At 60.2% G+C, this 23,500-nt stretch carries 19 protein-coding genes; 11 read left to right on the top strand and 8 right to left on the bottom strand.

The window, feature by feature from the left end; all coding sequences use genetic code 11:
• Nucleotides 1-32: 32 nt before the first annotated feature.
• From BLQ41_RS19255 to BLQ41_RS19220, 8 genes are all read left to right on the top strand, one after another.
• Nucleotides 33-929, top strand: a complete 897-nt coding sequence (locus BLQ41_RS19255) for a DMT family transporter (protein ID WP_090183313.1) — start codon at nt 33-35, stop codon at nt 927-929.
• Nucleotides 930-1,029: 100 nt separating this feature from the next.
• A complete protein-coding gene (locus BLQ41_RS19250) occupies nt 1,030-1,650 on the top strand; it encodes a LysE family translocator (protein WP_090183312.1) in 621 nt (206 codons plus the stop codon).
• Between the two features lie 74 nt (nt 1,651-1,724).
• Nucleotides 1,725-2,765, top strand: coding sequence for a DMT family transporter (locus tag BLQ41_RS19245; protein ID WP_090183310.1), 1,041 nt, complete (start codon nt 1,725-1,727; stop codon nt 2,763-2,765).
• A gap of 73 nt (nt 2,766-2,838) precedes the next feature.
• Nucleotides 2,839-3,324 (top strand): arsenate reductase ArsC, encoded by a 486-nt coding sequence (locus BLQ41_RS19240; protein WP_090183309.1) that lies wholly within the window; start codon nt 2,839-2,841, stop codon nt 3,322-3,324.
• The gene (gene arsH / locus BLQ41_RS19235; protein WP_090183307.1) at nt 3,324-4,013 is read left to right on the top strand and encodes an arsenical resistance protein ArsH; all 690 of its coding nucleotides are present in this window, start codon (nt 3,324-3,326) and stop codon (nt 4,011-4,013) included. Before BLQ41_RS19240 ends, arsH begins: the two co-directional genes overlap by 1 nt.
• Before the next feature lie 64 nt (nt 4,014-4,077).
• The gene (locus tag BLQ41_RS19230; RefSeq protein ID WP_090183306.1) at nt 4,078-5,160 is read left to right on the top strand and encodes a bifunctional transcriptional activator/DNA repair enzyme AdaA; all 1,083 of its coding nucleotides are present in this window, start codon (nt 4,078-4,080) and stop codon (nt 5,158-5,160) included.
• A gap of 40 nt (nt 5,161-5,200) precedes the next feature.
• A complete protein-coding gene (locus BLQ41_RS19225) occupies nt 5,201-6,004 on the top strand; it encodes an isocitrate lyase/PEP mutase family protein (RefSeq protein WP_090183304.1) in 804 nt (267 codons plus the stop codon).
• Between the two features lie 5 nt (nt 6,005-6,009).
• Nucleotides 6,010-6,627 carry a DNA-3-methyladenine glycosylase family protein gene (locus BLQ41_RS19220; RefSeq protein ID WP_090183303.1) on the top strand — a complete coding sequence of 206 codons (618 nt, stop codon included), beginning with the start codon at nt 6,010-6,012 and terminating at the stop codon, nt 6,625-6,627.
• Between the two features lie 93 nt (nt 6,628-6,720).
• Here BLQ41_RS19220 and BLQ41_RS19215 read toward each other — a convergent pair whose 3' ends face one another.
• From BLQ41_RS19215 to BLQ41_RS19205, 3 genes are all read right to left on the bottom strand, one after another.
• On the bottom strand, nt 6,721-7,818 hold the full coding sequence (locus BLQ41_RS19215) for an extracellular solute-binding protein (RefSeq protein WP_090183301.1): 1,098 nt from the start codon (nt 7,816-7,818) through the stop codon (nt 6,721-6,723).
• A gap of 2 nt (nt 7,819-7,820) precedes the next feature.
• Nucleotides 7,821-8,942, bottom strand: coding sequence for an agmatine deiminase (gene aguA, locus BLQ41_RS19210; protein WP_090183300.1), 1,122 nt, complete (start codon nt 8,940-8,942; stop codon nt 7,821-7,823).
• Nucleotides 8,943-9,041: 99 nt separating this feature from the next.
• Nucleotides 9,042-9,926 carry a LysR substrate-binding domain-containing protein gene (locus BLQ41_RS19205; protein ID WP_090188661.1) on the bottom strand — a complete coding sequence of 295 codons (885 nt, stop codon included), beginning with the start codon at nt 9,924-9,926 and terminating at the stop codon, nt 9,042-9,044.
• Nucleotides 9,927-10,085: 159 nt separating this feature from the next.
• On the opposite strand from BLQ41_RS19205, the gene BLQ41_RS19200 reads away from it, so the two are divergent.
• Nucleotides 10,086-10,574, top strand: coding sequence for a GFA family protein (locus BLQ41_RS19200; RefSeq protein ID WP_090183298.1), 489 nt, complete (start codon nt 10,086-10,088; stop codon nt 10,572-10,574).
• A 148-nt stretch (nt 10,575-10,722) separates the two neighbouring features.
• Here BLQ41_RS19200 and BLQ41_RS19195 read toward each other — a convergent pair whose 3' ends face one another.
• The 3 genes from BLQ41_RS19195 to miaE form a co-directional block, all read right to left on the bottom strand.
• On the bottom strand, nt 10,723-12,009 hold the full coding sequence (locus BLQ41_RS19195; protein WP_090183297.1) for an ATP-binding protein: 1,287 nt from the start codon (nt 12,007-12,009) through the stop codon (nt 10,723-10,725).
• The gene (locus BLQ41_RS19190; RefSeq protein ID WP_090183295.1) at nt 12,010-12,717 is read right to left on the bottom strand and encodes a response regulator; all 708 of its coding nucleotides are present in this window, start codon (nt 12,715-12,717) and stop codon (nt 12,010-12,012) included.
• A 210-nt stretch (nt 12,718-12,927) separates the two neighbouring features.
• Nucleotides 12,928-13,536 carry a tRNA-(ms[2]io[6]A)-hydroxylase gene (gene miaE / locus BLQ41_RS19185; protein WP_090183294.1) on the bottom strand — a complete coding sequence of 203 codons (609 nt, stop codon included), beginning with the start codon at nt 13,534-13,536 and terminating at the stop codon, nt 12,928-12,930.
• 162 nt (nt 13,537-13,698) lie between these two features.
• Here miaE and BLQ41_RS19180 point away from each other — a divergent pair, with 162 nt between their 5' ends.
• Nucleotides 13,699-14,562 carry a universal stress protein gene (locus tag BLQ41_RS19180; protein WP_090183292.1) on the top strand — a complete coding sequence of 288 codons (864 nt, stop codon included), beginning with the start codon at nt 13,699-13,701 and terminating at the stop codon, nt 14,560-14,562.
• A 39-nt stretch (nt 14,563-14,601) separates the two neighbouring features.
• Here the strand turns inward: BLQ41_RS19180 and BLQ41_RS19175 are convergent, their stop codons facing one another.
• Entirely contained in the window at nt 14,602-15,072 is a 471-nt protein-coding gene (locus BLQ41_RS19175) for a DUF1289 domain-containing protein (RefSeq protein ID WP_008149863.1), read from the bottom strand.
• A 407-nt stretch (nt 15,073-15,479) separates the two neighbouring features.
• Between BLQ41_RS19175 and acnB the strand changes: the two genes are divergently transcribed.
• A complete protein-coding gene (acnB, locus tag BLQ41_RS19170) occupies nt 15,480-18,089 on the top strand; it encodes a bifunctional aconitate hydratase 2/2-methylisocitrate dehydratase (RefSeq protein WP_090183290.1) in 2,610 nt (869 codons plus the stop codon).
• Nucleotides 18,090-18,311: 222 nt separating this feature from the next.
• Here the strand turns inward: acnB and BLQ41_RS19165 are convergent, their stop codons facing one another.
• Nucleotides 18,312-23,216 (bottom strand): NAD-glutamate dehydrogenase, encoded by a 4,905-nt coding sequence (locus BLQ41_RS19165; RefSeq protein ID WP_090183289.1) that lies wholly within the window; start codon nt 23,214-23,216, stop codon nt 18,312-18,314.
• Nucleotides 23,217-23,500 lie beyond the last annotated feature (284 nt).

The following is a 23,500-nucleotide window of genomic DNA, read 5'->3' as shown; positions in this document are numbered from 1 at the left end:
AGGCAACCCCCCCGATATGTGAGTCGACTCCCATGGAACGTGCATCGAATCTGCAACACCAGCCACTGGAAAAGAACGCGAGCGGGCTGATCAATGGACTCATCGGCGTCCTGATCTTCAGCGGCTCATTGCCCGCTACCCGGGTGGCCGTGCTGGAGTTCGATCCGGTCTTTCTGACTGTCGCGCGTGCCACCATCGCGGCTGTTCTGGCGCTGTGCCTTGTGTTGCTGTTGCAGGAAAAACGTCCTGCGCGACACCAGATCCTGCCCTTGATTATCGTGGCAATGGGCGTTGTTATCGGGTTTCCGCTGCTGACGGCACTGGCACTTCAATACGTGACGTCGGCGCATTCCATCGTCTTCGTCGGCATGTTGCCGCTCGCGACGGCCGCGTTTGGTGTGTTGCGCGGGGGTGAGCGTCCGCGGCCGGCGTTCTGGTGCTTCTCGGTCCTTGGCAGTTTGCTGGTGGTGGGGTTTGCCCTCGCTCAGGGGCTGACAGCCTCCCCCGCCGGCGACGTCCTGATGCTGTTGGCCATCCTTGCCTGTGGGCTCGGGTATGCCGAAGGGGCGAAGCTTTCCAAGACATTGGGCGGCTGGCAGGTGATTTCCTGGGCGCTGGTGTTGTCGTTGCCGGTGGTGGCACCGCTGACCTGGTGGCTGGCCCCCGCATCGTTTTCGGGCATCAGTAACCCGGCCTGGTTGAGCCTGGCGTACGTCTCGCTGTTCAGCATGCTGATCGGTTTTGTGTTTTGGTATCGCGGGCTTGCCCAAGGGGGGATTGCCGCCGTGGGACAGCTTCAGCTGCTGCAACCATTTTTTGGCTTGGCACTGGCGGCCACGTTGCTGCACGAGCAAGTCAGCCTTGGCATGCTCGGGGTCACCGTGGCGGTGATCCTGTGTGTGGTGGGTGCGAGAAGGTTCGCCAAATAACCTCAGCGAAATTGTACTGCGGCCTGCGCGCACCGCTGTACCGGGAAAGCCCTCGCTGTCCGTGATAAAACTACCGTTCTCTTGCTTCTGGAGACCTGTCATGGACCTCGCCACCCTCTCGCTGTTTCTGCCCGCCTGCTTCGCGCTGAACATGGCGCCGGGCCCGAATAATCTGCTGTCGGTCAGCAACTCGACCCGCTACGGCTACCGCATTGCCTGCGTGGCTGGCATCGGTCGGCTGCTGGCGTTTGCCGGGATGATCGCCCTCGCCTCCGCCGGGTTGGCGGTGGTGCTGCAAACGTCTGAACTGTTGTTCTACGGCATCAAGATTGTCGGTGCGGCGTATTTGTTTTACCTCGCCTGGCAATTGTGGCGAGCCGACCCCGGCGCCGAACACGTAGTGACGGGAACGCCTGTCGGCATCATGGCGCTGGCACGACAAGAGTTTCTGGTGGCGGCCGGCAACCCCAAGGCCATCTTCATCTTCACCGCGTTCCTGCCCCAGTTCGTCGACCCGACTCACACAGTGACGCCGCAATTTGCGCTGCTCGGCGCGTTGTTTCTGATGCTGGAATGGATCGCCATCAGCGCCTACGCCTACATGGGCCTGCACATGCGTCGCTGGTTTGCCGAGCCTCGGGGCAAACGAATATTCAACCGTTGCTGCGCGGGGTTGTTGTCGGCAGCGGCGTCGGTGCTGTTGATGGCGCGCCGCGCCTGAGCACAGGGGATTGACGGGATTCGACACGGGTTCACACTGCGAGGCATCCCGCATCGATAATTGCCGAGCCTCGAATGAACCTGAATGTTGTTTATGCCTTGGGCGCCGCTGCGCTGTTTGGAGCGAGCACGCCCTTGGCCAAGGTGTTGGGCCTGAACCTCTCGCCCATCTTGCTGGCCGGGCTGTTGTACCTGGGCAGCGGATTGGGCCTGACACTCCTCAGGCTGATCCGCGACCGGGGCTGGCAGCCCAGCGGCCTCAAAGCGTCCGAATGGCCCTGGCTGCTCGGTGCGATAGCGTTTGGTGGCGTGCTTGGGCCAGTCGCGCTGATGTTCGGCTTGACCCTGACTTCCGGCTCCACCGCCTCGTTGATGCTCAACCTCGAATCGGTGCTGACTGCCGTGCTGGCGTGGGTGGTGTTCAAGGAAAATGCCGACCGCCGGATCGTTGCCGGAATGCTCGCCATTGTTGCCGGCGGATTATTGCTGGCCTGGCCGCAGGCTTCGGCGCAATCGCAGAGCTGGCTCGGACCGCTGGCCGTGGCGCTGGCGTGCGTCTGCTGGGCCATCGATAACAACCTGACGCGCAAAGTGTCGGCCTCCGACGCCGTGTTCATCGCGGGCATCAAGGGGCTGACCGCCGGGCTGGTGAACTGCGCTCTTGCATTGGCGCTGGGCGCAAAACTGCCGCACATCTCGGTACTCGGGCCGACGCTGATCGTCGGCTTCCTCGGCTACGGGATCAGTCTGGTGCTGTTTATCCTGGCGCTGCGCGGGCTAGGCACCGCACGCACGGGGGCTTACTTCTCGACGGCGCCGTTCCTTGGGGCGGCGATTGCCATTGTGCTGTTCGGTGAGCCGGTCAGCATGACGTTCTGGGGGGCGTCACTGCTGATGGGGCTGGGCGTCTGGATACACCTCAAGGAACGTCATGCCCATGAACATCAGCATGTCGCACTCCTTCATAGTCACCGACACGTTCATGACGAACATCATCAACATGAGCATGCGTTCCAGTGGGACGGTGTCGAGCCGCACAGTCATGAACATCAGCACACGCCGATCCGCCACAGCCATCCACACTTTCCGGACATCCATCACCGGCACAAACATTAAAGGTGGAAAAAGTGGATTGGCATTTTCGGCGAGCATACGTATATTCGAATATCCATATATTTGAGCCGCCGCAATGAACTTACGCCCCACCAAGGTTCTTTTCATGTGCACCGCCAACAGCTGCCGCAGCGTGTTGAGCGAAGCACTGTTCAATCATTTGGCCCCCGTGGGTTTTACGGCAGTGAGTTCCGGCAGCTTTCCCAGTGGCCGGCTCAACCCTCAAGCCGTGCAAACCCTGCACACCCTCGGTATCTCGACCGACGGCCTCTATAGCAAAGACTCCTCGGTGTTCGCCGATTCACCGCCCGATATCGTCATCACTGTTTGCGACAAGGCCGCCGGGGAAACCTGCCCGGTCTACTTCGGGCCGGCGCTCAAAAGCCATTGGGGGCTGGCCGATCCATCGGAGGTGCATGGCACCGAGCAAGCGATCCAGGCCGCTTTTGACCACACCGTCGAAACAATCAAACGACGCTTTGCGGCCTTCTTCGCATTGGACCTGAACTCCCTTTCGCACGCAGAACTGAAGGTCGAACTGGACCGCATTGGAACCCTGTGATGAACGACGACCTGCCCAATCTGGATCTGGAACTGCTGACACTTTCAGATCAAAGCGCCCACAAACCGCGCATCCTGCTGCTGTACGGCTCGACTCGCGAACGCTCCTTCAGCCGCCTGCTGACCGAGGAAGCCGCGCGGATCCTGCGTTTGCTGGGGGCCGAAACGGTGATCTTCGACCCTAGCGGCCTTCCCCTGCCCGACGATGCGTCCAGCGACCACCCGAAGGTCCAGCAACTGCGCGAGCTGGTGCTCTGGTCCGAAGGACAGGTCTGGTGCTCACCGGAACGCCACGGTTCGATGTCGGCGGTGTTCAAGGCGCAAATCGACTGGATCCCGCTGACGATGGGTGCGGTCCGCCCCACCCAGGGTAAAACCCTCGCGGTGATGCAGGTCTGTGGCGGCTCCCAGTCATTCAACACTGTCAATCAACTGCGCGTGCTGGGCCGCTGGATGCGGATGCTGACCATCCCCAACCAGTCATCGGTGCCCAAGGCCTTCATGGAATTCGATGACGCGGGCCGGATGAAGCCTTCTGCGTACTACGACCGGGTGGTGGATGTGATGGAAGAACTGATGAAGTTCACATTACTGGTGCGGGGTCGTGAGGAGTTTCTGGTCGATCGTTATTCGGAGCGCAAAGAGAGCGCTGAAGAGCTGTCGAAACGGGTCAATCAACGCTCGATCTGAGGCGGCATAATTCTCTGTCGATTTTCCGGTGGAGGCGTCGGCCAACGCGTTTTATGCTCAGCCCATGAACCTACAGAACGCTTTGCTTCCGCCCCACGCCGAGATGGTCCGCGCCATGCTCGAACGGGACACCGCCTACGAGGGGGTGTTCTTCACTGCGGTCAAGACCACCGGAATCTTCTGCCGCCCCAGTTGCACGGCGCGCAAACCCAAGCCGGAGAACGTCGAGTTTTTCGCCCATGCCGATGAGTGCATGTCGGCAGGTTATCGCGCCTGTCTGCGCTGCAAGCCCCTCGATGCCGCCGCCATTGCGCCGGATTGGGTGCAGGCGTTGCTCAAGACCGTGGATGCCGATCCCGACCTGCGCTGGACCGACGCCCAACTCATGGCGCAAGGCATCGAGCCGCTGAAACTGCGCCGTTGGTTCAAACAGCATTTCGGCATGACCTTCCACGCCTGGCTGCGCACCCGACGCCTGGGCATGGCGCTGGGCGGCATCAAACAGGGGAATTCCATCGATAACGCGGCGTTCGACTCGGGCTATGAATCCCTCAGCGGTTTTCGCGATGCGTTTCAAAAATCCTTTCACATCACCCCGGGCCGTGCGGCCAACAGCGAGCCATTGCTGTTTACCCGACTGACCACGCCGCTGGGGCCGATGATCGCCATGGCTGAGCGTCGCGGCCTGGTGCTGCTGGAGTTTCTCGATCGACCGGCGCTGACCAGAGAAGTCGAAGAGCTGCAAACCCGTTATGGCTATGCCGTAGCGCCCGGCCACAACGCACATTTGCAGCAGATTGAAGCCGAGCTTGCGCAGTATTTCGCCGGCAAACTCACCGAATTCACCGTTGCCCTGCACTTGCCCGGCAGCGAATTCGCCCGTCAGGTGTGGGCTGAATTGGCGAAGATACCCTACGGCCGGACCAGCACCTACGGCGCCATTGCCGCAAAACTGGGCAAGCCCGGCGCCAGCCGCGCGGTGGGCCTGGCCAACGGGCATAACCGCCTTTCGATTGTGCTGCCCTGCCACCGGGTGATCGGTGCAGACGGCTCGCTGACGGGCTATGGTGGAGGACAACCGCGCAAGGCGTTTTTGCTCCGGCTGGAAAAAGCCGCCGTGCAGCTGACCGAACAACTTGCATTCTGATCCCCTGTTTTTCACCAAACGTCTTAAGGAAGGACACACGATGGACAGCCAATTTCATCAACTGCACCACGACGGCTTGTTGATCCTGACCAACGTCGCCGATGCCACCGGGGCGCGCATTGTCGAGCAACTGGGCTGCAAGGCGGTGGCCACCAGCAGCGCGGCGGTGGCGTGGGCGCATGGCTACCCGGACGGCAATGCCCTGCCCCTCGAACGCCTGATATCGACCGTCGAGTCCATCGCCCGGGTGATTTCGGTGCCGTTGACCGTGGACATCGAGGCAGGTTATTCCGACGACCTGGCGCGGGTTGCCGAGGTCATTGATGCGGTGATCGCGGCTGGCGCAGTCGGAATCAATATCGAGGACGGCGCTTCGCCGCCCGAGTTGCTGGTACGCAAGATCGAAATCGCCCGCCAGGTTGCCGAACGCCGCCAGGTGAAGCTGTTCATCAATGCCCGCACCGATGTTTACCTCAAAGGCCTGGTGCCTGCTGAAGACCGCGTCGCCGAAACCCTCAGACGCGCCGCGTTGTATCAGGCGGCGGGCGCTGACGGGTTGTTCGCCGCGGGCGTGACGGCCGAATACGAGATCGCTGCGTTGTGCCAAGGCACCTCGTTGCCGGTGAACGTGCTCGGGCTCCCGGGGCTGCCGTCGCTCGATGAACTCAAAGCGCTCGGCGTGCGCCGCCTGAGTGCCGGTTCGGGCATCGCCGAGTTTCTCTATGGGGCAATGGCCTCCTTGGCCAAGGGCTTTCTGGAGACCGGCAAACTCGACAGCAGTCACCTCAAGGCCTTCACTTATGGCGAAGTGAACGCCCTGCTAAAACCTGCGGGAAAAGCCTGATCGATATGCCCGATCCCTATCAGGACGCGACGCAATTCCTGGCGTCCATCGATGACGACTGGCGGCGCCATATCGCGTCCATCGGCCCGTGCCTGCATCAACCGCACCCGGCTCGCGATCCTTATGAATCGCTGGTGCGGGCGATTGCCTATCAACAACTGCACGCCAAGGCCGGTGATGCGATTGTCGGACGGCTGCTGGCGTTGTTTCCGTCGGTGGCGTTTCCGAGGCCGGAACAGATTATCGCCACCGACTTTGACCAGATGCGCAGCTGTGGTTTTTCCGCGGGCAAGATCGCGACCATTCAAGGAATAGCGCAGGCGACCCTCGACGGCGTGGTGCCGGATTACGCAACGGCACTGGCCATGGAGGATGAAGCGCTGATCGAGCGACTGATCACCTTGCGTGGAGTTGGCCGCTGGACCGTCGAGATGCTGCTGATCTACAGCCTGGAGCGGCCGGACATCTTGCCGGCCGATGACTTCGGGGTACGCGAGGGGTATCGGCGCTTGAAGGGGCTGGAGGTGCAGCCGACGCGCAAGCAGATGGTCGAGATTGGCTTGCCGTGGAGCCCGTATCGGACGGTGGCGTCCTGGTATTTGTGGCGGATGACTGGCAAGTAGACCCGGAACCAGCTCGCGCCCACAACAATTCCCCTGTGGGAGCGGGCTTGCCCGCGATGGCGACCGTACATACACCCCATCTCTCAGGGCCAATCACAACCCCGATTTCAATCGACTGAACGCCCGAATCAGCGCCCGGTTGAACGCCTTGTCATTGTCATTCTTGCTATACAACGAAGCCCTCACCTGCGCCGACGGGTAGGTCCCCGGATCATTGCGAATCACCGGGTCAATCAACCCGTCCGCCGCGGTAATCGCATTGGCGTAGTGGATGGTGTCGGTGATCGGTGCAATCACCTCCGGTGTCATCAGGTAGTCCATCAACGCCAGCCCGGCCTCAGGGTGCGGCGCATCCTTGGGAATGACCATGGCGTCGAACCAGATCAACGTGCCCTCCTTCGGTATCCGGTAACTGAGCTTGAATGGCTTGTGCGCAGCCTCGGCCTGTGTGGCGGCGATGCCCACGTTGCCGTTCCACGACATCGCCACGCAGGTGTTGCCGTTGGCCAGGTCGCTGATGTTCAGGTCGTTGTCGAAGTAACGGATGTACGGCCGGATCTTCGCCAGTTGCTGCTCGGCCAGTTTCAGGTCATCGAGGTTCTGGCGGTTGATGTCCAGGCCCATGTACTTCATGACCGCGGCAAATACCTCGTTGGGATCGTTGAGCAGGCTGACCCCACAATCGGCAAACTTGGACACCACGGCCGGGTCGAACAGCATCGCCCAACTGTCCCGTGGCGCATCGGGCAAACGCTGCTTGATCGCCTCTTCCTGATAACCCACTCCGGTGGTGCCCCAAGCATAAATCCCGGCGTACCGATTGCCTGGATCGAACACCGCCATGTGCTGGCGAAACTCTTCGCCGACACCGGCAAAGTGCGGCAGTTGTTGGTGGTTCAACGTCTGAATCGCCCCGCTCTGGATCGCCCGGGACAAGTGCTGCCCCGCCGTCAGCACCAGGTCATAGCCGCTGCGACCGGTCAGCAATTTGGTCTCGACGGTTTCCAGCGAATCAAAGTGATCGGCCACCACATGGATGCCGGTTTTTTTCTCGAAATCCTTCAGCGTATCCGGGGCCAGGTACTCGCCCCAGATGTACAGGTTCACCACCGGTTTGGTGGTGTCGGCGGCCTGCACACACAAGGGTGCAAGCACCAGCAATAAAGCTTGAGTCAGTTTGTGCAGGCCCATGTTCACACTCCTTTGCTGCGGGCAGGCGCCGCGTATTGCGGCATGGTGATGCAGGCGACATTGCCGCCACCGAGGAGGATCTCCCGGGAGTTTTCGATGCCGACGATCTTGTGCTGCGGGAACAGTTCGGCGAGGGTCGCCTGGGCCGCCTGATCGTTGCGATCACCAAACAACGGCACCACGATCGAGGTGTTGCCGGCGTAGTAGTTGATGTACGACGCGCAGATTTTGGTGCCCGCCTGACGGGTGTGGGTGCTGTCCTGCTGATCGAGGCCTTCGGCTTCTTCGGCGGTCCATTCCAGCACGTCCGGCTGCGGCAGCTTGTGCACAATCAACTCGCGGCCACGGCTGTCGCGGGTGCTGCGCAGGATGTCGTAGGCCTCCTGATAGATTTCCCACTGCGGGTCATCGCGATTGTCGGTCCATTGCAGCACGACTTCGCCGGGACGCACGAAACACGCAAGGTCGTCGACGTGGCCATCGGTTTCATCGAACTTGCAACCGCGCGGCAGCCAGATGATTTGTTCGGCACCGAGGTAATCGGTCAGGCGACGGGTGACTTCGTCCTTGCCCAAATGCTGGTTGCGATTGCGGTTGAGCAGGCATTGTTCGGTGGTCAGGACGCTGCCCTGGCCGTCGCTCTGGATGCCGCCCAGTTCGGCAATCAGCGGCGCGCGATAACGGTCGAAGCGTTCGATTTCAAGGATTTTACTGGCAATCTGGTCGTCCTTGTCCCACGGGTAATACAAGCCACCGTCGAGGCCACCGTAAGCGTTGAACTCAAAGTCGACGCCGCGCACTTCGCCACTGTCGTCGTTAACCACAAAGCACGGGCCGCTGTCGCGAAACCAGGTGTCGTTGCAGGTCATTTCCACCACACGCACCTGAGGCGGCAACTGACGGCGGGCGGTGGCGAACTGGGTGGCAGAAGCACACACCGTCACCGGTTCGCTTTGGGCAATGGCGCTGACAATCTGCACCCAGACTTTCTGCGCGGGCTTGGCGCCGTTGCGCCAGACGTCGGTGCGCTCCGGCCAGCCGAGCCAGCAGCCGGACTTGGTTTCGAATTCGCCGGGCAGGCGGAAACCGTCGAGTTTGGGAGTGGAATCGAGCAAACGTGCCATGGTCAAACCTCATCAGTGGGATTGGAATGACCACAGGCTAAGGGGGCGAGCGCCCTGCTCACCAACGATGATTATTTCGGAATAGTTGAATTCAACTCATCAATCGATCAACTGATCGTTGAACCATTCGAGCATCTGCGCCACGGCTGGGCGCTCCAGGCGCACCCGCTCGCACACCAGCGCATATTGGCCGAGCGCCGTCATGCTAGAGGTGAACGGCCGGACCAGGCGACCACTGAGCAAATCCTCTTGCGCCGTCAGGTTATCGCCCATCGCCACACCCTGCCCTTGAGCCGCCGCCTCAAGCGCCAGGCCGGCATGGGCGAAATACAGTTGGCGTTCGGGACGCTGATCGCCGGCATGACTGGTCAGCCACGCGGTCCAGGTCTTGCCGTCCTGATCGTCGTGCAGCAGGCAGTGGCGCACCAAATCCTTGGGCGTTTTCAGGGTGCCCTGGTTGAACAGGCCGGGGCTGCAAACCGGGAAGAACTGCAACGCAGGCAAGGGGCGGACGAAGTACGCGCTGCTGTCAACCGGACCTGTGCCGTAAGTAATCGCCAGGTCGATGTCTTCTCCCGGTGCCGTGGCGTCGATCGGTTGTTCGTAGAGGTGCAGCGTGATGTGCGGGTAGCGGGCATAGAAGTCTGTCAGGCGACTCATCAGCCACTTTTGCGTCAACTCGGCGGTGACCGCCAGGCGCAACACGGCCAGCGATGACGGATCGCGCAATTCATCGCAGGCATCGCCAATCAGTTCGAACGCTTGTTGCAGACTTTGCATCAGACGGCCAGCGGCCATTGTCGGACGGATTTGCCGACCCTCGCGGATGAACAACGAGACACCCAGGTGTTCTTCGAGTTGGCGAATCTGATGACTGACAGCGCTGTCGGTGACGCACAGCTCGGCGGCGGCCCGGCCGAAATGGGCGTGCCGCGCGGCGCATTCGAAGGTTCTGAGTGCTGCCAGAGAAGGCAATCGTCGCATGAGTTCAGCCCCTGTGATGAAGGCGCCCATGCTGCCTTGGCGATCGATAGGCGTCCAGCCACACCTGACACAGATTCATCCGGCGCCGCGATGCTGCAGTCGAGAGGCGCTGACGGTCTAGGCTGTATCGGGTCAGTCCCAGACCCGTTGGAGGATGCCATGCAGCTCGAAGGTTCCTGCCATTGCGGCGCCGTGTCGTTCAGTTTGACCAGCGCCCACCCCTACCCTTACCAGCGCTGCTACTGCTCGATCTGTCGCAAGACCCAGGGCGGTGGCGGGTATGCGATCAACCTCGGAGGCGATGCCCACAGCCTCACAGTGCGCGGCCGCAAGCACATCTCGATTTACCATGCGCGACTCAAGGACGAGGGCGATAAGCGCGCCCGACGCAGCACCGCCGAGCGGCATTTCTGTTCCCTGTGCGGTTCGGGCTTATGGCTGTTCAGCCCTGAATGGCCGGAGCTGATTCATCCGTTTGCATCCGCCATCGACACCCCGCTGCCGGTGCCGCCGGAACACACGCACTTGATGCTCGGCTCCAAGGCGCCGTGGGTGGAAGTCACCCTGCGTCCCGGGGACAAGCAGTTTGACGAGTATCCAGAAGAGTCCATCGCCGATTGGCATGAACGTCTGGGGTTGAGCCGCTAAGCCTATTCACGGTCTTTGACAGACTTGCTGAAGGCCCCATCGCGGGCAAGCCCGCTCCCACAGTAATAGGTGTCGTACACAAATCCCGTAAACACCAGAAATCCTGTGGGAGTGGGCTTGCCCGCGATAGGGCCTTAGCGCGACACACTCAATCCAGATGCGCCCAGGTCATGCGAAACGACGCCCCGCCCCATGGCGAATCCGCCACTTCCACTTGCCCGCCATGGGATTGCGACACCCGGCGCACCAGCGCCAATCCCAGGCCAAAACCACCGGTGCGACGGTCGCGGCTGGCATCGAGCCGCGAGAACGGTTCGAAGATTTTCTCCCGTCCGTCCACCGGCACGCCCGGCCCATCATCGTTGACCTGCACTTCATAATGATCACCGGTGCGCACCAACGACACCTCAACCCGCTCATCGGCATAGCGAATGGCATTGCGCAGCAGGTTGATCACTGCTCGCGCCATAAAGCGCGGTTCGATGCGCACCTCATCGACCTGGCACTCGACGATCACCAGCTGCACCCCGGCGGCTTCGGCTTCAAGCGCCACACTGCCCACCACGCTGTCCAGCCAACTGATAGCCTGAATATTCTCTCGGTTGATCACCGTGGCGCCACGCTCCAGGCTGGCGTAGGTCAGCAACTCGGAGACCATTTCCTCCAGCTCGCCGAGGTCGGCGTACATGTCGGCGATCAGTTCGCCGCTCTGGGTCGGATCGGGTTGCTGCTTGAGCTGATCGAGCTCAAACGACAGCCGGGCAATGGGCGTGCGCAACTCGTGGGAGACGGCGTTGGTCAGCTCACGCTGATTGGCGATCAAACCTTCAATGCGTGCCGCCATCAGGTTGAAGTGTTCGGCCAGGTCGCGAATGTTCGAGCGTTTGGACAGCTGGATGCGTGACGACAAGTCGTTATCGCCAAAGCGCTCGGCCGCCAGGCGCAGTTTTTCCAGATCGCGCCAATGCGGTCGAACCCAGAAAAACAGCACGATGCCGATCAACACAGCCAGCATCAGATAGGCCGCCGTGATGTAGAACGGCATCAGGCTCGGCTCGGGCGGCAGCTTGATGCTCAATAGCTGGGCACCGCCATCGATCGAGGAAATGAACTGGGTGTACTTCTCGCGAATCACCAGTTTGCCTTCGGCCAGCAAGGCTTTCTCATAATCGTCGAGAGCCAAATGATCCGACTCGACCAGACTCAGCCCCAGTCCGTAGTGCTGGCGTAGCGTGTCCAGTTGTTGCTCGCGTTGCGAGCCTTCCAGACCGCGCAATTGCTCGACCAGCGAATACGCCTGCCCCCGAACCGCCTCGCGGTTATAGGCCTGCATCTGCCCGTCGAGCAGCACGTTGAACGTGTGCTCGACCGTCTGCAAGGCCAGCACCAACCCCACCGCCAGTACCACGTACAACCCCAGAAATAACCGCAGCATTTACAGCTCCCACGCAAACGGATTGAAGAGGTAACCCTTGCCCCAAACGGTCTTGATGCACATCGGTTCGCGCGGGTTGTCCTTGAGCTTGCCGCGCAACTTGCTGATGTAGACGTCAACGCTGCGGTTGAGGCCGTCGAAGGCAATGCCGCGCATGCGGTTGAGGATGTCGTCGCGGGACAGGATCTTGCCGGCGGCGCTGGCGAGCAGCCACAACAGTTCGAACTCCATGGTGGTCATGTCGATGACTTCGTCCGCCAGCCTGACTTCGCGACAGCTGCGGTCGATGCTCAGATGGCCGAACTCCAGGGCGTTGCACACGTTGCTCTCGGGCGTCTGGCGGCGCTGCAAGGCTCGCAGGCGTGCGAGCAGCACTGGCGGCTTGATCGGTTTGATGACGTAATCGTCGGCGCCGGACTCCAGGCCGAGAATATGATCGAGGTCGTCTTCCTTGGCCGTCAGGATGACGATCGGTGTATCGGACACACTGCGAATTTCGCGGCAGACCTGCAGGCCGCTCTGGCCCGGCAGCATCAGGTCGAGCACGACCATTTTCGGCTTGAATTCCAGGAACGCGGCCAACGCCAGGTCACCGCGATGCACCTGCCGGACTTCAAAGCCGTGTTGGGACAGGAAATACGCGATCAACCCGGCCAGTTTTTCGTCGTCTTCCACCAGCAATACTTTGCCAAAACCCAGGTTATCCATAACGACCGTCTGCCAACCCCTTGTGTGAAGTGGCCAGCATTATGGGGTCAATCGATGACGGGACGGTTATCGCAGGCAGCAAAAACCGGCCTCCAGGGCCGGTTTTTGGCGATGTTTCATACAATTAAGAGTTTTTAACAATTTAAGATCAAAAGATCGCAGCCTCGTTTCACTCGACAGCTCCTACATCGAAATGCGATCCCTTGACCTTTACGCCGCGACCGGGACGCCGCTGTGAAAGCGAAACTCCACGTCCGGCGATTCGATCAGTTCCTGCTCGGCGGCGCGGACCTTGTCGATGACGTGAGCGATATCCTTGGCATCGCCGTACTGGTAAGCCAGTTTCAGATAACCCTGGAAATGCCGCGCTTCGCTTTTCAGCAGGCCGAAGTAGAACTTGCCCAGCTCTTCGTCCAGATGCGGCACCAGCGCCTCGAAACGCTCGCAACTGCGGGCCTCGATAAACGCGCCCACCACCAGGGTATCCACCAGTTTCACTGGCTCGTGGCTACGTACCACTTTGCGCAAACCCGAGGCGTAACGCCCGGCGGAGAGCTGACGCAGCTCGATCTTGCGTTTTTTCATCAGGCGCATGACTTGTTCGTGGTGCACCAGCTCTTCCCGGGCCAGGCGCGACATCAGGTTGATCAAGTCGACGTGAGAGTGATATTTGGCGATCAGGCTCAACGCCGTGCTGGCCGCCTTGAACTCACAGTTCTTGTGGTCGATCAGCAGGGTTTCCTGATCGGCAAGCGCGGCCTGGACCCAGCCATCGGGGGTGCGGCAGCCGAGGAACTCGTGAATTTCGGGAAGGATCATGGGGCTCACGGATAAAAGGTTCAAAACGAAGGGCGCCGATTATACCGGCCTGCCGGCAGACCACCAGTCGCGACCGTTGATATGCATCAAGTACCCGGTTGGCGACCAGCAACTATAGTTGTCCAACGCCATGCTTTTTAACCGTAAATGGAGATCCCGATCATGCAAGCCATTCGCAGCATTCTGGTGGTCATTGAACCCGAACACTCGGAAAGCCTGGCGCTCAAGCGGGCCAAGTTGATTGCTGGCGTGACCCAGGCACATCTGCACCTGCTGGTGTGCGACCGCAAGCATGACCATAGCGCGATGTTGGGCGTGCTCAAGGCGGCCCTGGTGGCGGACGGCTACAGCGTCACTACCGAACAGGCCTGGAACGAAAGCCTGCATGAAACCATCATCGATGTGCAGCAGGCGGAAGGTTGCGGGTTGGTGATCAAACAGCATTACCCCGACAGCCCACTGAAAAAGGCACTGCTGACGCCCGAGGACTGGAAGATATTGCGCAACTGCCCGACGCCGGTGCTGCTGGTGAAAACCGTCGGCTCCTGGAAAGACAAGGTGATTCTGGCGGCGATTGATGTCGGCAATACCGATGACGAACACCGCCATTTGCACAACACCATCATTGATTACGGCTATGACATTGCCAGCCTGGCGAAGGCCAAGCTGCATGTGATCAGCGCCCATCCGTCGCCGATGCTGTCGGCCTCCGATCCAACGTTACAGCTCAGCGAAACCATCGAGGCTCGTTATCGCGAGCAGTGCAAGGCGTTTCAGGCCGAGTTCGACATTGATGACGAACACCTGCATATCGCCGAAGGACCCGCAGATGTGTTGATCCCGTACAAAGTGCACGAGCTTCAGGCCGCGTTGACGGTGATTGGCACAGTGGCACGGTCCGGGTTATCAGGAGCGTTGATCGGCAATACCGCCGAAGTGGTGCTCGATGCGGTGGAGAGCGATGTGCTGGTGCTCAAGCCGGAAGAGATCATGGATCATCTGGAAGAGATCGTGACCCACCATTGAGATGTTCGGCGTCAAGCAGATCGCCTTCGCGGGCAAGGGTTACCCGCCGAAGGCGTCCTTGAGAAAGCCCGGCGCGATGTAGCGCTGGTAATGCGCCTCGGACAACAGAAAGAACTCCCGATCAATGGCATCGCGCAGCTCCGGCAGGTTCCAGTCGCGAAACTCCGGCATCAGCACCATCCCGTAGGCTTCCAGATTGTTGATCACCCGCGCCCCACGGGCGATCAATTGATACGCCCAGCAATACTCGGACTGGTGCGGCACGAAGCGAATCTTGCGCTGCTCCAGCTGCAGACGCAGGCGCTGGGGATCGAACACTTCCAGCTTGCTGGCCATCACCTGCGAAAGCAGCAGCTCCAGACGCAGCCACACCGCGCGCTTTTCTTCCTCGTTGTAACCATTCCAGTTGATCACTTCATGGTGGAAACGCTTGCAACCACGGCACACCAGATCACCGTAAACAGTGGAACAGAGGCCGACGCAGGGGGTTTTGATGGTCTGATTGGGCATAGTTAGGCAAAACACGGGAAAGCAGAACAGGCCGGCATGTTAGCCCTTTGTCTAACATTGATCACCCCTCAATCTTGATGGCCTAACTTACCTTTAATTTTTTTTTGCCGTAGAATCAGCCAGCCTTTTAAGGCGCCAATGTCCGTTAGAAGCTGTTTTCAAAGCGTCACGAGCACAGTCGTTCCTTCAGAGCGGTGTTGGCGACGGGTTTTTCCAGCGGGGAAAAACCCAACGCCAACCCTCATCAGCTCCCGTTCTGCAGGCGTAAAACTTTGAAAGCAGCTTCTGTAAGGAATTGTCGGTAATTCTGGCTAAGTGGCCCAAAACGCCATGCAGCGCATGAGTACGGCAATTTCGGGATGAGCGTCCCGGACACCCATTTGGGACCACTGATGAGGGTAATAACTGTGCTTGAAGCCTACCGCAAACATATCGAAGAGCGTGCAGCACTGGGTATCGTTCCCCAGCCGCTTAACGCCGAACAAACTGCAGGCCTGGTCGAGCTGCTGAAAAATCCCCCGGCTGGCGAAGAAGCTTTCCTCGTTGACCTGATCACCAATCGCGTTCCGCCTGGAGTGGACGAAGCAGCCTATGTAAAGGCCGGTTTCCTCTCTGCCCTCGCCAAAGGCGAAGCTACCTCCCCTCTGATCGACAAGAAACGCGCTGTTGAACTGCTCGGCACCATGCAAGGCGGCTACAACATCGTGACCCTGGTCAACCTGCTGGACGACGCCGAGCTGGCGCCAGTCGCAGCCGAAGAACTCAAGCACACCCTGCTGATGTTCGACGCCTTCCACGACGTCGCAGAACGCGCCAAAAAAGGCAACGTTCACGCCAAAGGCGTGCTGCAATCCTGGGCTGACGGCGAGTGGTTCAAGAACCGCCCTGTCCTGGCCGACAAGATCAGCCTGCGCGTGTTCAAGGTCACCGGCGAAACCAACACCGACGACCTGTCCCCTGCCCCTGATGCCTGGTCCCGCCCGGACATCCCGCTGCACGCCCTGGCCATGCTGAAAATGGCCCGTGAAGGCATCGTGCCTGACGCCCAAGGCGTTACCGGCCCGATGAAACAGATCGAAGAAATGCGCGGCCAAGGCTTCCCGATCGCCTACGTCGGCGACGTGGTCGGTACTGGTTCTTCGCGTAAATCCGCCACCAACTCGGTGCTGTGGTTCTTCGGCGACGACGTTCCTTACGTCCCGAACAAGCGTGCCGGCGGTTTCTGCTTCGGCAGCAAGATCGCTCCGATCTTCTACAACACCATGGAAGATGCTGGCGCACTGCCGATCGAATTCGACGTCACCAACATGAACATGGGCGACGTGATCGACCTGTACCCGCATGCTGGCAAAGTCTGCAAACACGGCACTGACGAAGTCCTGACCACTTTCGAAATGAAGACTCCGGTGCTGTTGGACGAAGTCCGTGCCGGCGGTCGTATTCCGCTGATCATCGGCCGTGGCCTGACCGAAAAAGCCCGTACTGAACTGGGCCTGCCACCTTCGACCCTGTTCAAACTGCCGGAAGTTCCGGCTGAAAGCACCAAGGGTTACACCCTGGCGCAGAAAATGGTCGGCAAGGCGTGCGGTCTGCCAGAAGGCAAAGGCGTTCGTCCTGGTACCTACTGCGAACCGAAAATGACCACCGTGGGTTCCCAGGACACCACCGGTCCTATGACCCGTGACGAACTGAAAGACCTGGCGTGCCTGGGCTTCTCGGCCGATCTGGTCATGCAGTCGTTCTGCCACACCGCGGCTTACCCTAAGCCGATCGACGTGACCACCCACCACACCCTGCCTGACTTCATCATGACCCGCGGCGGCGTTTCCCTGCGTCCGGGCGACGGCATCATCCACAGCTGGCTGAACCGCATGCTGCTGCCGGACACCGTCGGTACCGGTGGTGACTCGCACACCCGTTTCCCAATGGGCATTTCGTTCCCGGCCGGTTCCGGCCTGGTTGCGTTCGCTGCAGCCACCGGCGTCATGCCGCTGGACATGCCGGAATCGATCCTGGTGCGCTTCAAAGGCAAAATGCAACCGGGCGTCACCCTGCGTGACCTGGTTCACGCCATTCCTTACTTCGCGATCCAGGCTGGCCTGCTGACCGTCGAGAAGAAAGGCAAGAAGAACGCCTTCTCCGGCCGCATCCTGGAAATCGAAGGCCTGGACAACCTGAGCATCGAGCAAGCTTTCGAGCTGTCCGACGCTTCGGCTGAACGTTCGGCTGCCGGTTGCACCATCAAGCTGTCGAAAGAGTCGATCACCGAGTACCTGAACTCCAACATCACCCTGCTGCGCTGGATGATCGGCGAAGGCTACGGTGACGTGCGTACCCTGGAACGTCGTGCTCAAGCAATGGAAGCCTGGGTTGCCAACCCTGAGCTGATGGTTGCCGATGCTGACGCCGAATACGCTGAAATCATCGAAATCGACCTGGCTGACATCAAAGAGCCTGTGCTCTGCGCGCCAAACGATCCGGACGACGCCCGTCTGCTGTCCAGCGTTGCTGGCGAGAAGATCGACGAAGTGTTCATCGGTTCGTGCATGACCAACATCGGTCACTTCCGCGCTGCCGGTAAACTGCTGGATCAGGTCAAGGGTCAGCTTCCAACCCGTCTGTGGCTGTCGCCTCCGACCAAGATGGACGCTCACCAGCTGACCGAAGAAGGCTACTACGGCATCTACGGCAAAGCCGGCGCACGCATGGAAATGCCAGGCTGCTCGCTGTGCATGGGTAACCAGGCACGCGTAGAGCCGAACTCGACTGTAGTGTCGACATCGACCCGTAACTTCCCGAACCGTCTGGGTGACGGCGCGAACGTCTACCTGGCCTCGGCTGAGCTGGCGTCCGTTGCTTCCATCCTGGGTCGCCTGCCGACCGTCGAGGAATACATGGAATACGCTGGCAAGATCGACAGCATGGCGGCCGATGTCTACCGCTACCTGTCCTTCGACCAGATCGCCGAGTTCCGTGAAGCTGCTGCGAACGCCAACATCCCGGTCGTTCAAGCCTAACGCTGCAACGCCATAAAAAACGCCGCCCATCGAGAGATGAGCGGCGTTTTTTTATGCCTGCACGTTTCAATTGAAGGGTGTACATCTGCTAAATAATGGTCGGCTGGCAGGTCCGATCGTCGGATCGCCACTCGGAGGGGCCCTAACTGACAACACAAAACCGCCAGACAAAAAAAAGCCCCGCATCTCTCAATGCGGGGCTTTTTCATTCAGCGGCTGATATCAGGCCGCAGGCTCCAGCTCGTCAGCGCTGACAGGCGCAGCGGCCGTCACCACTGCTTGCCCGCTCAACGCCAGATCCAGCAGCTCACGGTTGGCGACCGCGTACATGGCGTAGTCAGTGCCGCTGGCGGCACGGATTTCCACCAGCATGGCGCGCCAGCGTTCGATCATGCCTTCGTGCTCTTCCATCCACAGCGCCAGACGGGTTTCCACGTCCTGAGTGCCGTCGCCCTGTTGCAGGACGGAGATGGTGATCGCACGCTGTTGCCAGTCGACGTCATCGCGGAACGCTTCACGGGCCAGGGCTTGCCAGTTGTTTTCAACCGGCAGAGCGCTGATCTGTTGCAGGTACCAGGTGATGTCCAGCGCGCTGCCCACGGCGAAGTAAGCCTTCGCGACGTCTGCTGCGTTCTGGCCGGTCACGTCGGAGGCTTCGATGATCGGCAGCAAGGTGTACAGGTGGGTAGTGCCTGCAACCATGCGCGCCAGCAACTCAGGGACGCCAGCGGCGACGTAAGCCTGATAGCGGGTCTGCCAGCCTTCGCGGGTCGGGCCTTCCAGCAGTTCGTCGAGTTTGAGGCCCAGCGCTGCCAGGTGTGGACCGAAGTGTGCGACGTCACGGGCAGCATTCTGCTCGTTACGGCGGCTGCGCAGGAACCAGCGCGTAGCGCGGCGGCCCAGACGCATCAGCTCGTCCATCAGCTCCAGTTGCACGTCGGCCGAAACCTGATAGTCCAGGGCTTCTATCTGCCGGAACCAGTGCGGGAGGTGGAAGATATCCCGAACTATTACATACGCACCCGCAACATTCGCCGGGCTCATGCCGGTCGACTCTTTGAGTCGTTGAACGAAGGTGATGCCCATGTGGTTCACCAGATCGTTGGCGATCTGGGTGCTGACGATTTCACGCTTCAGACGGTGACGGCGCATGGCGTCGGAGAACTTGCTCACCAGACTCGGCGGGAAAGCGGTTTCCATGTCGCGCGTCAGGTAGTCGTCGTCCGGCACCAGGGAGTTGAGCAGCGCTTCCTTGAGGTCGATCTTGCTGTAGGAGATCAACACCGACAGCTCGGCACGGGTCAGGCCGTGGCCTGCCGCAACACGCTCGTTGATCGCTTCTTCAGCCGGCAGGAACTCGATGGCGCGATCCAGCTTGCCGCGGCCTTCCAGATCGTTCATCAGACGCTTGTATTCAGCAATACGCGGCAAGGCACGACGGGCAGCCAGCGACAGCGCTTGGGTCTGCTTGTAGTTGTTGCCGAGCACCAGGTTGCCCACTTCGTCGGTCATGCTCGCCAGCAACTGGTTACGTTGCTTGTCGGTCATGTCGCCGGCGTGAACCACTTCGTTCAGCAGGATCTTGATGTTCACTTCGTGGTCGGAGCAGTCCACGCCACCGGCGTTGTCGATGAAGTCGGTGTTGGAACCGCCGCCATTGAGGCCGAATTCGACACGACCCAGTTGGGTCATACCGAGGTTACCGCCCTCGCCCACGACTTTGCAGCGCAGTTCGTTGCCGTTCACGCGCAGAGCATCGTTGGCCTTGTCGCCGACATCGGCGTGGCTTTCGGTGCTGGCTTTGACGTAAGTGCCGATACCGCCGTTCCACAACAGGTCCACTGGCGCCTTGAGCAAGGCGTTCAGCAGTTCGGTCGGGGTCAGCTTGTCGGCCTGAATGTCGAAGCGCTCTTTCATCTGCGGGGAAATCGCGATGCTTTTCGCGCTACGGGAGAAGATCCCGCCGCCTTCGGACATGATGCTGGTGTCGTAATCCGACCAGGCCGAACGAGGCAGGTCGAACAGGCGCTGACGCTCGGCGAAGCTGTTGGCAGGCTCCGGGTTCGGGTCGATGAAGATGTGCAGGTGGTTGAAGGCTGCGACCAGTTGCAGCTTGTCGGACATCAACAAACCGTTACCGAACACGTCACCGGCCATGTCGCCGACGCCGACTACGGTAATGCTGTCTTTCTGGACATTGATGCCGCGTTCACGGAAGTGGCGTTGAACGCCGACCCACGCGCCCTTGGCGGTGATGCCCATCTTCTTGTGGTCGTAACCGGCCGAACCACCGGACGCGAACGCGTCACCCAGCCAGAAGCCGTAGTCGATGGCGATGCCGTTGGCGATGTCGGAGAAGGTTGCAGTGCCCTTGTCCGCGGCCACTACCAGGTACGGGTCATCGTCGTCATGACGCACGACGTTGGCCGGCGGCACCAGAGCGCCGTCCTTCAGGTTGTCGGTGATGTCCAACAGGCCCGAGATGAAGATGCGGTAGCAGGCGATGCCCTCGGCCGCGATCTCGTCACGACTGCCGCCCAGTGGCAGGCGACGCGGCAGGAAGCCGCCCTTCGCGCCGACGGGCACGATGACCGAGTTCTTCACTTGCTGGGCTTTTACCAGGCCCAGGACTTCGGTGCGGTAGTCTTCTTCGCGGTCGGACCAGCGCAGACCACCGCGAGCAACGTTGCCGAAGCGCAGGTGCACGCCTTCGACGCGAGGCGAGTAAACGAAGATTTCGAACTTCGGTACTGGCTTCGGCAGCTCAGGGATCTGGTGCGGATTGAACTTGAAGCTGAAGTAGGACTTGTTCTGACCGTGGGAGTCGGTCTGGTAGAAGTTGGTGCGCAGGGTCGCCTTGATCAGGTCCAGGTAGCGACGCAGGATGCGGTCTTCGTTCAACACCTGAACGTCGTCCAGTGCCGTCAGAATCGCCTGTTCCAGACGCTGCTGCTTGTCTTCCAGATCGTCGCTGGTCAGCTTGCGCGCCAGGTAGAAACGGGTCTTGAACAACCGGGTCAGCTCACGAGCGATGTCGGTGTGGTTGTTCAGGGTGCTGGCGATATAACCCAGGTCGAAGCCAAGGCGGATCTGCTTCATGTAACGCGCATAAGCACGCAGCAGCGCCACGTCGCGCCACGGCAGGCCGGCGGTCAGTACCAGGCGGTTGAATGCATCGTTCTCGGCATCGCCACGCACGATGTGGACGAAAGCGTCCTGCAAGGTGTCGTTGAGTTGCTGGATGTCGAGTTCCAGGCCTTCGGCAGCGGTGAACGCGAAATCGTGAATCCAGAACTCGCGGCCGTTGTTGTGACGCAGGCGGTACGGGAATTCACCCAGAACGCGCAGACCGAGGTTTTCCAGGATCGGCAACACGTCGGACAACGCCAGCGGAGTATCGGCGTGATACAGCTTGCAGTGCAGTTCGCGTTGGCCCGATACCTGACCCAGTGGCTGATAAAAGCTCATGACCAGTGGATTTTTTTCGCTCAGGCTCAGCAGGTGCTGCATGTCGACCACGGCCGAGTGGGCAGCGAAACGCTCGCGGTAACCGGCCGGGAAGCCTTTCGGGAAGTCAGCCAGCACGTTGGTGCCGTGTGCTTCGCCGAAGCTCTCGACGACCAGGCTCGCGTAGTCGTCCTGCCAGCTGCGGCAGGCTTGCACCACTTCTTTTTCCAGCAGAACCGGGTCGATGTCCAGGCGGTTCTTCGGATCGACACGCAGAATCAGCTGCACGCGCGCCAGCACGGACTCGGAGAAGAAGGTCCAGAACTCGCAGTCCGAGGCTTTCAGGCGATCCATCAGCACTTGCTGGATCTTCTGGCGCACTTCGGTGGAGTAGATGTCGCGTGGCACGTAAGCCAGGCAGTAGCAGAAGCGGCCGTACGGGTCTTTGCGCAGGAACACGCGGATCTTGTTGCGTTCCTGGATCTGCACGATCGACATCACGGTGCTGAACAGCTCGTCGACCGGGGTCTGGAACAGATCATCACGCGGCAGCACTTCGACCACCTGCGCCAGTTCCTTGCCCAGGTGAGCCTTGGGCTGGAAGCCGGAACGGCGTTCGATTTCTTCGACCTTGCGGCGGATGTACGGGATGACCCGCACGCTCTCGCCATACACCGAAGAGGTGTACAGGCCCATGAAACGGCATTCCTTGATGACATTGCCGTCGGCATCGATTTCACGGATCGACACGTAATCCGGGTAAGCCGGACGGTGCACACGGCTCGGATGCGCGGCCTTGGCGAACGACAGCAGGGTCGGTTCGCGCAGGTAGTTCACGGCATAGTCTTCGATGCGCAGGTCATCGTAGGTCAGGCCGGTGCGCAGCAGCTTGGTCAGACCGAGGAAGGAATCCTGGTCATAGACGATATGGCCGCCATCGGCTTCGTCGCGAACCACGAATTCTTCATAGCCGAGGAAGGTGAAGTGGTTGCCCACCAGCCATTCCAGGAAGCTTTTGATCTCGGCTTTTTCTTCCGGATCGACCGCGAACTTGCTGTTGTCCAGGCCGGTCAGGATTTCCTGGACCTTGTCTTTCATCGGTTCGAAATCGGCGACCGCAACGCGGACTTCGCCGAGAACCTGTTCCAGTTCCTTGCTCAGGACATTCAGTTCGGCCGTGTTGGCACAACGGTCGATTTCCAGGTACATCAGGGATTCTTGCAAGATCCCTTCGCCCTGGGTGCCTTTTGGCAGGATTTCCAGCAGCTCGCCCTTGCTGCCGCGACGCACGCTCAGCACAGTGGTTTGCAGGGTATGGATGCTGTAGCCGCGACGATTCAGCTCGGTGCGCACCGAGTCCACCAGAAATGGCAGGTCGTGGTGCAGCACTTCGACCGCGGTGTGGGTCGACTGCCAGCCGTGGCGTTCGTAATCAGGGTTGTAGACGCGCACTTGCGGTTGCGCGTGATCGAAGCGCTCAAGCAGGCGCCACGCAGAAAGGGTGCAGCCGGCGAGGTCGGACAACCGACGCTGGGTCAGCTCGTCCAGGGAAATGATGCCGAAGAATTGTTCAGCGAACAGCGCCACTTGTGGCAGTGCCTGTTCACTGATGTGCTGCGCCAGTGCCGCTTTCAGTTGGTGCTGGAAGTCGGCTTTGCTGGCTGCGGTGAAGAACGCCATCTGTGGTACTCCGCTTGGGCTTGTTATTGATGGAAGCGTCGCGTGCAAAACCCCTTTCGGGGCGATCCGTCACCCTGTTCCTGATTCTCGGGCAGAGGAAACAGGGTGACAGGTGGGTGAAGCTGGACGAGACACTCAGGTCACATTCACCTTCCAAGAATGGGCATCTGCAAAAACGACTCTGCGATCAATTGCACAATGTCTTTACAGGTATCCATTCGATGCGCAGCTTAACGAGTGCGGCAAGGCCTGTGCTTGCGGTGCTGCGACATATTCGGTCATCG

It is taken from the genome of Pseudomonas arsenicoxydans (assembly GCF_900103875.1).
Taxonomy (GTDB): Bacteria; Pseudomonadota; Gammaproteobacteria; order Pseudomonadales; family Pseudomonadaceae; genus Aquipseudomonas; species Aquipseudomonas arsenicoxydans.
The sequence above is the reverse complement of the archived record's forward strand: the minus strand, read 5'-3'. Positions and strand labels throughout refer to the sequence as shown.